Below are 14,533 nucleotides of genomic sequence, written 5' to 3'. Positions count from 1 at the left end.
CATGCACGCCTACATAAATAGAGCGGGCAAATGGTTTACCCGCTCTTTCACTTTTTTGTATAGTGATAAGGACAGCTACTCGTCAACTGTCCTTAGCGCCTCTTATTGAATCATGTCTAGTAGTTGGTAGGCGTCCTCTTTCGTTTCAGCATTCTGCAATTGCTCCCGAAACGTATCATCCATCAACTTGCGCGAAAGCATTTGCAAGATTTTCAAATGATCATCACCTGCCCTTTCTTCCGGAATCACAATCATAAAAATCAATTTGGCCTTAGTGCCATCCAGGCTATGCCAGTCGATACCTTCTTGACTGATTCCAAAAACCACTGTTGATTCCCTGACCGCAGCTGATTTGGCATGCGGAATAGCAATGTTCATACCAAGACCGGTTGTACCTTCCTTTTCACGATCGAAAATGGCCTGTTTGATCGTCTCCTGAGATGTAATATATTCTCCATCATCCAGCATTTGAACAAATTCATCGATAACCTCTGCTTGTGTAGATCCAGCCACATGCATGGTCATCAAATCTCGATTTAAGATATCGGTCAATTGATGAATGGTGCGATTCTCTTTCGACATTTGTTTATTGGTACCCGTTTGGATCTCCTTTTCAGCTTGATGATCTGAAGTATCTGATGTATCAGCTTCTGTATCCGCTGTCACTTCCATCCCTTCTGGTGTTCCAGCAGCGGGCTGCACATCTTTTTTCAAAAGATTCACCAATAAAGCGGTGACAATCGTCCCGATCATCGCTGCAATAAAGAACATGAGCACATTATCTACGGCACCGAGAACGGCAACGATCGGTCCGCCATGAGCAACCCTGTCTCCCACATTACCAAGCATGGCAATCACAGCACCGGTCATGGAACCGACGATAATACTGGGTATCACTCGAAGTGGGTCTTGAGCAGCGAAAGGGATCGCCCCCTCGGAAATACCGAACAGTCCCATTGTAAAGGAGGCCTTTCCCGTTTCCTTTTCAGCGGATTGATACTTGCGTTTGTTTAAAAACGTGGCCAGTCCCATCCCAAGCGGGGGTGTACAGATAGCAACAGCGATTGATCCCATGATAGCATAGTTACCTTCCGCAATCATCGCTGAACCAAACAGGAATGCCACTTTATTAAATGGTCCACCCATATCAACAGCGATCATCGCTCCAAGAATCAACGCTAACAGAATCGAACTAGCTCCCTGCATTCCTTCAAGCCATGTGGTTAATGCGGCAAAGATACTCGCCACTGGCGCTCCAATCACGCTAATAAATAACACGCCAACAATCAATGAAGCAATGATCGGGATAAATATGATTGGCATAACCGGCTGTACCGCTTGTGGAACTTTTATCTTTTTTATAGCTAAAACAACAAAGCCTGCTAGAAATCCTGCAATTATGCCCCCGATAAATCCTGCATTAGCCTCACTTCCATAAAAACTTCCCGTGCTGGCAATATAACCACCGATCATACCTGGTGCCAGACCGGGACGATCAGCAATACTCACTGCAATAAAACCTGCAAGTATCGGAACCATAAAACTAAAAGAGGCATTGCCAATGTTTTCAATTTGTTTCCAAAATGAATCATCGGGTACGACAATACCTTCAGGTGTCTGTTCTCCGCCAATGGCTAATGATATAGCCATCAACAAACCACCAACGACGATAAACGGAATCATATAGGAGACCCCATTCATTAAGTGCCGGTAAATCGGATTTTCCTTTTCTTTTCGTTCCTTTTTCACCTGATCCACCGATTGCTTCGCTGCTTGATAAACCTCTGCGTCTCCAGTTTGTATGCGTTGGATCAATTGTTCCGGTTCCCTTATTCCTTTCTGAACACCAACTTCAAGCAACTTTTTGCCAGCAAAACGATCTTTGGAAACATCCGTATCACTAGCAATAATAATCCCATCAGCTTCGGCAATATCCTGCTCGGTGAGTTCATTTTCAACACCAATTGAACCTCGTGTCTCAATTTTCATATCAACATCCATGGTCTCTGCAGCTTTTTGCAAATTCTCAGCAGCCATGTAGGTATGTGCAATACCTGTCGGACATGCGGTAACAGCTAATATTCGCATCGGTGTTTCCTCCTTTTATTATTTTGTTTCTATGATAAAACACCTTCTGCCCAATAAAATAATTCATTTTTACCGGAAGATCGGAAAAAATGAATTATTGTTCAAAGATTTGCAGCATTTCCGCTACACTTTCTGCTTCGTTTAATGCTTCCACCATCGCCGGATTTTGACTGATGGAGAGTACGGTTTGCATTAGAGGTTTTAGCATATCTCGATCCTCTTTGGCAATTGCCAAGAAAAACACAACAGAGACCATCTCTCTTCCCCATTGCACTGGATGACGTAGTATAGCTAGCGATACTACGGACTTCTTCACAAAATTTGGATCTGCATGCGGAATAGCGATACCCCCACCAACAGCCGTTGCCGCTGTTTTTTCCCTTAACATCGCACGATGAATAAATGATTGTTCAGCAAAGCCCTTTTGAACCAATTGACGGGCTAGCATTTCAACAATTTCAAATCGATGTTTGATATTCATTCCAAGATAAATGGTGTCTGGATTGATAAACCTCTTGATGACAGGCAGCACCTCTTTTTCATTGGTTCCTTCTTGATCAACTGATTGTAAAAATGCCTCCAGTCGGTCTTTATCATCTGATTCCAGTAAAGGGGATACCACAATCACCGGAATATCGGGATGATCTATATCCATGGTAGCAATTATCATATCCACATCATGTTCATATAGAAATCCAGGAAGATTCGTTTCCCCAATACTAGCAAGTATTTTAATATCATGATAAGACTGTTCCAGTTTTGCCTGAAGAAGATAAGACATCCCGACTCCCAAATCACAAACGACCACGGCTCGTTTTAGTAGTGTGTGTTCCTGCATGCGTTCAACAGAAGCTTGAAAATGCAGAAGAAGGTAAGCTGCTTCATCTTCGGTGATATGAATATGATAGGCTTCATTGATCTTTTCCACTGCCAAAATCACCATGCTGAACATATAGGCATATTTTTTCTTAATGTCTGAAAGCATGGGATTTCTAATGGTAAAACCATACCTGATACGATGTAAAGCAAAAGCAAGATGGCTTTCAAGACCATCCCTTAGACCCTTGTCATTCTCAAATTTGATCATCGTCATGCGTTGCAGTTGCGACATCAGCTGGCGGACGACATCCGACAATAATTCATTATGTTTAGATGCTTTACCGGTATAAGGCGTTCTACAGCTTACTAGATGCCAAGTGAAGTAAATATACTCATCCTCTGGAAACGACAGGCTCAGAAGCTCTTCCAGTCGCTTCAAAAACCATACCGTCAAATGGTAACTATCCAACCTAACATCTGTATCCTTCGATCTGCCGACTAAAATTGGAGCGTGCTGGCGGGTACGTTTAATCATAATCAAGGCATGAATCTGTAAGCTTTGAAACTCGTCCCCTGTCAAATCAAGCGAATAAGCTATTTGTAAATCACGTAGTAACTTCCTGACTGTATGGATTTCATGCGGAGAAAACAACTGAAACACGCGCTGCTTTTGCTGTGCTTCAAATGAGATTAGTTCCGTTAGATTCGCTAATGCGTTACGTTTGCTTAATTCATCTCCTTGGACGAGATGACCAATACGTTGTTTCGAGACCAATTTCAGATCATAACCTTCCAGCCATCTGGAAATGTCTTGCATCTGATGCCTAACTGTGGTCGTATTAGTATAATATTCTTTAGCGAGAGTTGATAATGTCAATGGTTTATCACTTGCAAGCAATTGGTAAGCCATTTCTAATAAACGATCCTCCGTTGATATCGCTTCCAGCTGATAGATATGATTTAACAGTTTATCCTTCCCTTCCTTGTCAGCTACAATAGAAATTCCCGTTCCCCGTTTTCTTCTTAATGCAGTGGAAGGATATTGCTTGAGCAATGATTCGACCGTATTTAAATCATTTCTAACTGTCTTTTCTGAGCAATCCAGTTTATCCGTCAGTTCCTCTATACGAAAAAACTCACCCAAATCCGTCAACAATATCCGTAACAGTTCTTTTTGTCTGCGATTCATCAGAAACACCGCCTAGCGTTAATATATCCTGCCTCTATCATGGCGATAGGGGCGCTTTACACAATGAGTGAATTTCCTCCCCCTCTATCCATCGAGACAAAAAATCTTACCTCGACCACCTATTCCTGCTAGATACCCTAGAAAACCTGATAGCAAACGAAACAATTACAATTATTAAGGTCTGATTTCCATCACTGTGTTGTTCGTTTCCGAAATTACATGATGGTCATTGCTTTTTTAGTCTGTACTGTGAACATGCACGCCTACATAAATAGAGCGGGCAAATGGTTTACCCGCTCCTTTTCTTTACTAATTTGCTGTCTTCACACAACGAAATCCTATATTTCCTGACGAACTTTCCACCGTATTCGAGCTCCTTGCAGCTACACGATAACGATTACAGTAGGAATGATGACATAAATAAGAACCCCCGCGCATTACCTTAAGAAGATTTCCATCTACCGGTTCTTGATCTGCCTTTCCTTGACGATCGATTTGAAACGTATTGGCACACCATTCCCACACATTCCCTGACATATGATACAGACCATAGTCATTCGGCGAGAAACTTTGCACAGGTGCGGTCCCTACATATCCATCCTCTTCTGTATTATGACGAGGAAATTCACCCTGCCATATATTACAATAATGCTCGCCGTTTGGAGTTAACTCATCTCCCCACGGAAACCTTTTTTGCACAAGACCGCCTCTCGCAGCATATTCCCATTCCGCCTCTGTTGGCAGTCGTTTTCCTGCCCACTGACAATAGGCGATTGCATCATTCCAAGAAACATGAATAACGGGATGATCCATCCTCCCGTCCAAATTAGAGCCTTCACCTTCCGGTTGATACCAATAAGCCCCTTCTGTTGCCAGCCACCAAGGGGTTTGAGGAACTTGCTGCACTTTACCTGGAAAATCTTTCGCAACAAATAGATGGAAGACAAAAGACCAGCTAAATCTCTCTGCTTCGGTCTGATAACCAGTCTCCTTCACAAACGCTTGAAATTGCTGATTCGTTACCGTTGTTTCATCTATGTAAAAAGGGTCCACTTTGACCTTTTCTACAGGGCCCTCTCCATCCGTTTTAAAACCTTCTTCATCGTCTGTCCCCATTAGGAACTCTCCCCCAGACAGATATACCATCCCATCTGTACTTTGCTGCCCACGTTCCACTTGCACCGTATCCTCTTTTTTCTCCGCAAACAAATCAGCTCTGCTTACCTGACAGCAGCTGCGTTTTTCTTCTGTCATCAAGTATCACTCCCTCTCCATTAACTTAACTTTAGTATAACACGAGCCCGCAAATCCCAGCCAAAGCAATTACGGTAACCGGATGCAACCGTAATTTCATCAAGGCAAACAGGGATAAGGCAAAAATCCCAATCAAAGTTATCGTTTGGTAAGATATTTCCCCAATTACTTGATTAGAAATAGCAAAATGGATCGCCGAATATAAGATTAGCCCTGTGATAATCGGACGCAACCCATAAAAAGCCGAACGTACAAGCGGCAACTCATGAAACTTAAAAAAGAAGGCTGCAATGATTAGTATAATAATCAATGAAGGCAAAATCATGCCAAGTGCGGCGATGATCGCCCCCGGCAGCGATGCCGTATGGTAACCAACAAAAATCGCACTATTTGTCGCAATCGGGCCTGGCGACATACCTGCTACTGCAATCACATCAGTAAACTCCTGAGTAGTCATCCAGCCATGTTTGCTCACCTCTTCTTCAATAACAGGAATCATCGCATAACCGCCGCCGAACGAGACCGAACCTATTAATAAAAATGTCCAAAACAAACTCAACAATTCCATGTATTACTCCCTCTTTCTCTTTTTCCACTAACACCAATTTGTCTTATTTATCCTCTCTATCCAACCTTGTGGCGTATCCCAACCAGCGCTGGACCTTTACAGCCGCAATCCCCACAACAATACCTCCTAAGATCACGATAACAGGATGTACTTGTAATAGATATAAAACAAGTGTCGTGACGATCATAATCATTAAGGTCGTTTTATCATAAATAGCCGTTAAACCAATTTTATAAGCGGCATACAAAATCATCGCTACTACCGCCGCACGGATACCTGTAAACGCGGCTTCAACATAAGGATTATCATTCACAAAGATAAACAGTATACTTAAAGCCACAACAATGAGAAAAGTCGGGACCATAATACCAACCATTGCAGTGACCGCACCAAGTACACCTGCCAAACGATAGCCAATAAAGGTAGCCGAATTAATCGCAATAGCTCCTGGTACCGATTGAGCAATCGCAAAAATCTCGGATATTTCTTTCGTCTCCATCCATTTTCTTTTATCTACTACTTCTTTTTCCATTAACGGTATCATTGCATAACCACCGCCAAAAGTAGCGGGCGCTATCTTTAAAAAAGCTAAAAATATCTGTCCTAATGACTTCCAACTCGATTTCAAATTGAAGCCCCCTCTATTATTCTTCCTATTATTCAGTATAACACACTTTCGTCCATTTTGGATAAAAGTATTTATTTTTTTATGTAATATAAACAGGACTAAACGAAAAGGGCTTGATGGATTGCATTGACCCACCTTCTTCATTATAATGTAAACTTACAAAGGAGGCGTGTCCGATGAAGGAAAAACATCCTTTTCAAATAGCCAATCGTGAGGCAATCATTGGTATCATCCTTGCGCTATTTCATTTTATTTGGTGGTTTGGCTTTGCCTATGGACTAGGGACTAAAGATCCCAGCCAATACCAGTATATCCTCGGGTTTCCAGCATGGTTTTTCTATAGCTGTATCGGCAGTGTGCTGGTAATTTCAACACTGGTTTTTATCATTGTTCATTATTTTTTCACCGATATGCCGCTTGATGAGGAGGAATCGTACCACACATGAATGCCATTGCAACGATTACCTTATTTATCTCACTTGCAGGTATTTTCCTTGTTGGGTTGTTAGCAAGCAGAACAACCAATCCGTCCACTTCTTTTATGGAGGATTATTATCTAGGGGGCAGGAAGCTGGGTGGTTTCGTACTGGCCATGACGATGACAGCTACCTATGGAAGTGCCAGCAGTTTTATTGGCGGTCCTGGTGTTGCTTACAATGAAGGGCTGGGATGGGTGCTTCTATCTGTAACACAAGTAGCCACTGGTTATTTCACTTTAATGATTTTGGGTAAGCGCTTTGCGATTATGTCCAAACGATACAAGGCGATCACGATGGTCGACTTTCTAAAGGCGCGTTACCAATCCAAATGGGTCGTCCTCTTAGCAGCAGTCAGTATTATAATTTTTCTATTCTCGGCAATGGCTGCTCAATGGATTGGCGGCGGTAGATTAATTGAATCCGTGACCGGTCTGTCTTATCATACCGCACTCCTTCTTTTTGTCATCACCGTTTTAATCTATGTTACCTTTGGCGGCTTTCGTGCGGTAACCTTAACCGATTCGATTCAGGGCAGTATTATGGTGATTGGTACGATTATTTTACTAGCAGCGATCATCATTTCTGGCGGTGGTGTAGAAGCTATCATGCAGGATCTTCAAACGGAAAATCCCCATTTGATCACGCCATATGGAGCAGATGGTACGCTTACTCCTCATTATGTGTCCAGCTTTTGGATACTCGTCGGGCTCGGCGTTGTTGCTTTGCCACAAATTGTCGTACGGTCCATGTCTTATCAAAGCACCAAGGCCTTTCATCGCGCCTTAATTATTGGCACGATCGTAGTCGGCGTATTAATGTTAAACATGCATATCATTGGTGTGTTTGCTCGCCCCATTCTACCTGGTATTGATGTACCAGACGCCGTGATACCGTTAATTGCCTTGGAGGTTCTTCCCGCTTGGCTGGCAGGAATTGTCCTAGCGGCACCATTAGCCGCCATTATGTCTACCGTGGACTCTCTACTGTTGCTCGTGAGCTCCACAATCGTCAAGGATGTATACGTCAATTACGTTCAACCTCATGCAAGCAGGAAACAAGTAAAGACCATCAGCATGAGTATCACTGCCCTACTAGGTATTATCGTTTATTTGATCACCATTCAACCACCTGACTTGATTATTTGGCTGAATCTCTATGCCATCGGTGGTTTAGAAGCGGCATTTATCTGGCCAATTGTTATGGGTATCTATTGGAAAAAAGGGAATAAATACGGAGCTATCGCCGCCATGGTCACTGGGCTTATATCTTATATTTTATTTCAAGCCTTCTACCCTACGCCCTTCGGCATGCACAGCGTTGTAAGCTCGATTGCTTTGTCGTTGATCGCTTATGTTGGAATGAGTTGGTTCATAAAAGAGACGCCACAGAAGGTTCTAGAACATTGAAAAAAATGAAAAAGCTCTAATGACACCACGCTGCCATCATTAGAGCTTTTCTATTCTTAAATCGGAGAAACATTAATAAACAGGCGTTAATGGTGATTGACCTGCTAACACCTTAAGGATATTTTCTGTCGATAGTATTGCCATATTATCTCGTGTCTCAACGGTTGCATTGCCAATATGCGGGGTAATCACTAATTGTTCAATCTGTTTTAACTCTTCCGTGATAACTGGTTCAAATTCAAACACATCCAGTGCCGCTCCTGCGATTTCTTCCTCTTTTAAGGCATCCGCCAAATCTATTTCCTTTACTACGGGACCTCTGGATACATTCAGAAAATAGGCATCCTTTTTCATGGATTGAAACGTTTTTTTTGTAAAAAGGTGATGGGTTTCTGGCGTATAGGCACAATGAACCGTGATTACATCACAAGTTGCCAGCAACTCTTCTTGACTCAGATAAGTCGCTTGATACGGTTCTTCTATTTCCACTGGTTTACGTGAACGTCCCGTATAATAAATCTCCATACCAAAGGCTTGCGCCCGCTTAGCCACTGCCTGTCCAATCTTGCCAAACCCAACAATCCCTAACTTTTTGCCTGTTAATTCCCTGCCCAAAAAGAACAGCGGAGCCCAACCGTTAAATCCAGTCGTTCGGCATAACTGATCGCCTTCTGGAATACGCCGCATTAAGGCGATCATTAAGCCAAGTGTCAGTTCTGCCGTTGCCTCCGTCGATACTTTCGGCGTATTGGTCACTGCGATCCCTTTTTCCTTAGCTGCCTCGATATCGATATTATCAAAACCAGCTCCAAAATTGGCAATAATCTTTAAGTGAGGCGCCGATTCCAATACTTTTCGGGTTACTTTTGTAGACAAAGGGGTTAATAATGCCTCTGCCTCTTTTGCTCCTTCGATCAGCTGTTCTTCTGTAATCAGCTGCTCTCCTTCATGTACGTGATAGTCATGTTCTTTTAGCATGCCATAACCTGTCTCAGGAATTTCTCCGGATATAAATATGCTTGCCATGATGTATGCACCTCTTTCTGGATTGTTTGTGGTAAGCCATCGTTTCCACTATGTGATGACACTTGTTTTGTCGATGGGTTTATTATATCACAAAGAATCAGGGGTTACGTTTTTCTAAATCATCTAACTCCATTATAGCAGAGGCATCATTGCTCCAGATATCAGATATCAAATATCAAACAGCAGCTAATACCTCATACTAATCCACAGCAACCTCCGATGTATTCTCACTAACATTCAAGCCTCTTGTTTGTCTTCTGCCGACTGGTCCATACGATAAAATATTCGCTACCTTAAACGGTCGTACTTGCTTGCGATAATAACAATAAACAATGATATGAGTGTCTTTTATTTTCACAATTCTTATCATACGCTGCGTGACTTTATGGTTGTCATCCAAATAGTACATCATGATTTTCTGATTGGCTCTCATGAAATACCCCAAAACAGAACCTTTGTTTGAATTGTTATACACAAAAACAAGAACAGGTGTACTTTTTATAATTTAAATGGATATCTAAAATACAATGATCCTCACTAACAAACCGCCAAAAACACTATCAATCTAAGGTTTTTGACGGTTGAAAACAGCTTAAAAAGCGTACTATTTGTTTTTTATTACGTTTTTAAAATCCAACGTATAAGATTCGTTACGATCTCTTATCGATTCAACAAGCTTCCTACATATCGTAATAAATCATTGGCCGACTGCGAGGTATAACCGTATTCCTCGACTAGTGTTGCTACGACCTCATTCATTTTCTTTAATTGCTGTTCGTCAGGAGTTTTGGAGGATGTCGTGATCTTGACCACATCTTTAAGATCCGCAAATAATTTCTTTTGGATCGCTTCCCGCAATCGTTCATGGGATTGATAGTTGAATTTCTTGCCTTTGCGAGCGTAGGCCGAGATTCGAATCAAGATCTCTTCTCTAAAAGCCTTTTTCGCATTCTCTGAAATGCCAATTTGTTCTTCAATGGAGCGCATTAGTTTTTCATCAGGCTGCATTTCTTCGCCTGTCAATGGATCTTCCAGCTTTGTTTTATTGCAAAATGCCTCGACATTATCCAAATAATTGTCCATTAACGTCTTGGCAGATTCTTCATAAGAATAAACAAAGGCTTTCTGCACTTCTTTCTTAGCTAACTCATCATATTCTTTTCTTGCCGTAGAAATAAAATCCAAGTAGTCTTCTTTTTGCTCTTTGGTTATGGAGGCATGATCATCCAACCCATCCTTCAAGGAACGCAACACATCCAAAGCATTGATTGCCTGCATTTCTTTGCGAATAATCGTGGATGAAATACGGTTGATGACATACCGCGGATCAATACCAGACATGCCTTCATCGGAAAACTCTTTCCTCAAGGAAGCAACATCTTGTTCGCTAAACCCTTCTACGTCTTGATCATTATATAGGTAGAGCTTCTTTAACAAACTGAGCTGATTCTGCTTCGATTCCTTCAAACGAGTCAGGATGGTAAACATGGCAGCAATTTTCAAGGTATGCGGAGCAATATGCACATCCTGAATATCACTTTCCTCGATCATTTTCTGGTAAATTCGTTCTTCTTGATCCAGTTTTAGATTATACGGGATCGGCATCACAATCATTCTGGAGTGCAGCGCCTCATTCTTTTTGTTGGAAATAAACGCACGATATTCTGTTTCGTTCGTATGGGCTATCACCATTTCGTCAGCGGAGATCAGGGAAAATCTTCCCGCTTTGAAATTTCCTTCCTGTGTTAGAGAAAGTAGGTGCCAGAGGAATTTCTCGTCACACTTGAGCATTTCTTGAAACTCCATTAATCCTCGATTGGCTTTGTTTAATTCCCCGTCAAATCGGTAGGCACGTGGATCTGACTCGGAACCATAGGTAGCAATCGTTGAAAAATCAATCGAACCTGTTAAGTCAGCGATATCCTGTGATTTAGGATCAGATGGACTGAATGTACCAATCCCCGAACGATTATCCTCCGAGAAGAAAATCCGTTCAACAATAACATCTTCAATCCGCCCATCATAATCTTCCTCTAGGCGTAAACGATTTAGGGGAGAGAGTGTTCCTTCAATTTTGATATCATATTCTTTTTCAAAGTCAGCTCGTAAGTGCGCTGGGATTAGATGTAGTGGATCTTCATGCATAGGACAATCTTTAATTGCATAGACGGCACCACGATCCGTTAAGCTATATTGCTCCAGCCCTCTTTTTAACATGGTGACCAAGGTAGATTTCCCACCGCTTACTGGTCCCATCAGCAGCAAGATCCGTTTCTTCACGTCTAATCGCTTGGCTGAAGGATGGAAATATTCCTCTACTAATTTTTCTAAGGCATCTTCTAGGCCAAACAATTGCTCACTAAAAAAATGGTACCTGCGCCCATCATTCGTTTCTTCTATCCCCTTATCTTTAATCATTTGATATATCCGTGAATGCGCCGATTGCGCCAGATAAGGCTTTTCCTTTAGTAACTCCAGGTACTCAACAAAGGTTCCCTCCCATTTTAAAGCCTGTTGTGTTTGGCGATATTCCTGTACTCTTCTTAAAATATCCATTCAACAACCTCCCAGTGATGTGAAGCTTTTCATGGCTTGTGACTATAACTAAATGTATGATGAAAGAATCAAAATCATGAATGGAAATGAGCCCTTCACAAATGAACTGTATTTCGTTATAATATATGGAGATAATAGAAAAACGTACATAATGGACAGATGAAGATAAATAAAGGAGGCTACTTGTATGGGTGTTGCGTTAATTATTGGTGTGTCTATTTCCTTTTTGGTTGCTATTTTTGCTGCGGGGTATGAAGCGAAGCATTAATGAAATTAACAAAAAGCTTGCTCTCTTGATGAGGGCAAGCTTTTGTTGTGCTATTTAAGGCGTGGAAGTGTAAAGCAGAATGTTGTCCCTGCCGATGAACTGTTTACCAGAAATAGGTCTCCGTTCATTGCTCTGGCAACCATTCGACTAAAAGGAAGCCCCAAGCCCAAACCTCCCACTTGCTGCTTTTTTAACTCACCACGATAAAACCGTTCAAAAATATACGGTTGTTCTTCGCTAGGAATCCCTAACCCACTATCTTTCACATCCATATTTACTTTCTGTTCATCATGATGGACATTAATCTGAATCGTCCCTTTACCTTTCATAGCATGAACGGCATTATTCAATAAATTCGTTACTATTTGGGCAAAACGGATAGGGTCAACATCTACAGTCAAATCTTCATCACTTATTTGTAATTCTACCTGGATTTCGGCTGTCACTGGTATATTTGACCAGCTCTCCATCACGTCTACAAATAAATCACGAAGGAGATACGTATCAACTGCAACCGATATAGCACCTGCTGCAAACTTATTAAAATCCAGAAGATCTTCCACCATCCTGCTCATTTTATCGGTTTCTTTTACAGACATGTTCAAAAATTCGCTGACTTCTTCTTTATCCTCGACCACCCCGTCTTGTATGGCCTTTAACAATCCATTAATCGAGGTAATCGGTGTCTTTAATTCATGTGAAACACCTGCTAACAGCTCCGTACGCAGTGCTTCCAAATTCTCTAGTTTCTGAGACATTTCTTGAAAGGATTGTATGACATCTGCTACTTCTTTTTCCTTCGCTTGATGATGAAAGGTGACCTGGTAATTTCCTTGTTCAATTTGCTTCGCCGCATGGGCTACCTCTTTCATTGGTTTGGTTAGCTTACCTGTTAAAAAATAAATGGCGCACCAACCAATGATTAATAAACTGATAATCATCAGAATTAACTGACCATATTGTTGATTCACGTGTGATAAATTGGCCTTTGTTTCGAGATAAAACACCCAGCCTAACTGCTCTTCCTCTGTTTGAATAGCTTTCTTAATGACATACACCACTCCATTATCAGTAGATATGTTTTGCACTGTCTCATTACTCTCTAATACCGCAGTGTCGATGAGTTGATCTTGTCGATGGGGAGGTAAGTTGCTATCTGTGATACGACCGTTCATATCAGTTACATATATGGTCGGGTTCCCTTCTATATCCATAAATCTCCCGGGATTGTCCAGGATATGACGCTGATCAAAGTTAGGTGGTATATCATCTGCTTCACTTATATTTGCGATCCGATCGGCGGTTTCCTCTGCCATAAACTCCATGATATTCAATCTATTTTCCAGCGTGTTATGACGAATCCAAAGGGCAGAAACAACAGCCACAATCGCTAGGCCAATAACGAGAGAAACGAGATACCAAGTTGTCCAGTATGTTTGCATAGGAATTTTTTGTTTATTTGATGTAAACACTGAATTGATAACCTACCCCTCTAATGGTTTTGATTTCTCCTTCTTCGCTAGACCAGAAATGCAGCATTTTTCTTAGTCTTTTAATTGATAAATCAACTGCTCGATCACTGCCGTCATAGTCCCATCCCCAGACTTGTTCGATTAATTGATCACGACTAAATGTTTTATTCGGATATTCGGATAAAAAAAGCAATAATGCCAAATCTCTAGGAGTCAGCTCAACTTCTTGACCTTTTAAACGCACACGGTAGGCCTCTTGGTCGATTTCCAATCCACCAAATTTCCGAAGTGCTTCACCTTTATGTCCGGCCCGACGCAGAACAGCGGATACCCTTGCAACCACTTCTTCCCCATTAAAGGGTTTTGCAATGTAGTCATCTGCTCCTCCATTGAAACCATCTAAACGATAATTCACATCATCAAGTGCCGTTAACATAATGATAGGACAGTCGCTTTCTTGGCGAATATCTCGCAAAATTTCCCATCCATCTTTATATGGAAGAAGGACATCTAACAAAATTAAATCTGGTCTCCACTCTTTGAATGCTGTCATCGCCATATTTCCATCCACCTCTATTCTGGTCTCAAAACCGGCCTTTTTCAAGTAGGCGTGGAGCACCTTGCTAATGGCTGCTTCATCTTCGACGATTAAAATTTTCTCCATCTTCTTCCACTCCGTCTTTGATCAACTTTGCTATTATCATACCACACACATGTCCATTCTCATTGATTTAGAAAGAACATACCATTTCCCCAAAAAAACATCTGCCATCTTGTTCT

At 41.7% G+C, this 14,533-nt stretch carries 12 protein-coding genes; 2 read left to right on the top strand and 10 right to left on the bottom strand.

The window, feature by feature from the left end:
- Nucleotides 1-102: 102 nt before the first annotated feature.
- The 5 genes from E0E32_RS08890 to E0E32_RS08870 all read right to left on the bottom strand — a co-directional run bounded on the left by E0E32_RS08890 (nucleotide 103) and on the right by E0E32_RS08870 (nucleotide 6,546).
- Nucleotides 103-2,088 carry a PTS fructose transporter subunit IIABC gene (locus tag E0E32_RS08890; protein ID WP_066191791.1) on the bottom strand — a complete coding sequence of 662 codons (1,986 nt, stop codon included), beginning with the start codon at nucleotides 2,086-2,088 and terminating at the stop codon, nucleotides 103-105.
- A 94-nt stretch (nucleotides 2,089-2,182) separates the two neighbouring features.
- On the bottom strand, nucleotides 2,183-4,096 hold the full coding sequence (locus E0E32_RS08885) for a BglG family transcription antiterminator (protein WP_130859626.1): 1,914 nt from the start codon (nucleotides 4,094-4,096) through the stop codon (nucleotides 2,183-2,185).
- 309 nt (nucleotides 4,097-4,405) lie between these two features.
- Complete coding sequence (locus tag E0E32_RS08880) at nucleotides 4,406-5,350, bottom strand: formylglycine-generating enzyme family protein (RefSeq protein ID WP_066191785.1); 945 nt, start codon at nucleotides 5,348-5,350, stop codon at nucleotides 4,406-4,408.
- Nucleotides 5,351-5,381: 31 nt separating this feature from the next.
- Entirely contained in the window at nucleotides 5,382-5,918 is a 537-nt protein-coding gene (locus tag E0E32_RS08875; RefSeq protein ID WP_066191782.1) for a chromate transporter, read from the bottom strand.
- 43 nt (nucleotides 5,919-5,961) lie between these two features.
- Nucleotides 5,962-6,546, bottom strand: coding sequence for a chromate transporter (locus E0E32_RS08870; RefSeq protein ID WP_066191779.1), 585 nt, complete (start codon nucleotides 6,544-6,546; stop codon nucleotides 5,962-5,964).
- A gap of 176 nt (nucleotides 6,547-6,722) precedes the next feature.
- Between E0E32_RS08870 and E0E32_RS08865 the strand changes: the two genes are divergently transcribed.
- Nucleotides 6,723-6,992: a YhdT family protein gene (locus E0E32_RS08865; protein ID WP_066191776.1), complete on the top strand. Its 270-nt coding sequence runs from the start codon at nucleotides 6,723-6,725 to the stop codon at nucleotides 6,990-6,992.
- Nucleotides 6,989-8,431 carry a sodium/pantothenate symporter gene (panF, locus tag E0E32_RS08860; RefSeq protein ID WP_130859624.1) on the top strand — a complete coding sequence of 481 codons (1,443 nt, stop codon included), beginning with the start codon at nucleotides 6,989-6,991 and terminating at the stop codon, nucleotides 8,429-8,431. The genes E0E32_RS08865 and panF overlap by 4 nt, the downstream gene beginning before the upstream one ends.
- Nucleotides 8,432-8,503: 72 nt before the next feature.
- Here panF and E0E32_RS08855 read toward each other — a convergent pair whose 3' ends face one another.
- From E0E32_RS08855 to E0E32_RS08835, 5 genes are all read right to left on the bottom strand, one after another.
- Nucleotides 8,504-9,457: a 2-hydroxyacid dehydrogenase family protein gene (locus tag E0E32_RS08855; protein WP_066191774.1), complete on the bottom strand. Its 954-nt coding sequence runs from the start codon at nucleotides 9,455-9,457 to the stop codon at nucleotides 8,504-8,506.
- 199 nt (nucleotides 9,458-9,656) lie between these two features.
- Complete coding sequence (locus E0E32_RS08850) at nucleotides 9,657-9,890, bottom strand: hypothetical protein (RefSeq protein ID WP_130859623.1); 234 nt, start codon at nucleotides 9,888-9,890, stop codon at nucleotides 9,657-9,659.
- Between the two features lie 227 nt (nucleotides 9,891-10,117).
- Nucleotides 10,118-12,013 (bottom strand): PrkA family serine protein kinase, encoded by a 1,896-nt coding sequence (locus E0E32_RS08845; RefSeq protein ID WP_130859622.1) that lies wholly within the window; start codon nucleotides 12,011-12,013, stop codon nucleotides 10,118-10,120.
- 318 nt (nucleotides 12,014-12,331) lie between these two features.
- Entirely contained in the window at nucleotides 12,332-13,723 is a 1,392-nt protein-coding gene (locus E0E32_RS08840) for a HAMP domain-containing sensor histidine kinase (RefSeq protein WP_286171852.1), read from the bottom strand.
- A 13-nt stretch (nucleotides 13,724-13,736) separates the two neighbouring features.
- Complete coding sequence (locus tag E0E32_RS08835) at nucleotides 13,737-14,417, bottom strand: response regulator transcription factor (RefSeq protein ID WP_130859620.1); 681 nt, start codon at nucleotides 14,415-14,417, stop codon at nucleotides 13,737-13,739.
- Nucleotides 14,418-14,533: the final 116 nt, after the last annotated feature.

This window comes from Gracilibacillus phocaeensis (assembly GCF_900626275.1).
Lineage (GTDB): Bacteria > Bacillota > Bacilli > Bacillales > Amphibacillaceae > Gracilibacillus > Gracilibacillus timonensis.
Note: the sequence above shows the minus strand (reverse complement) of the source record. Positions and strands in the feature narration are given on the sequence as shown.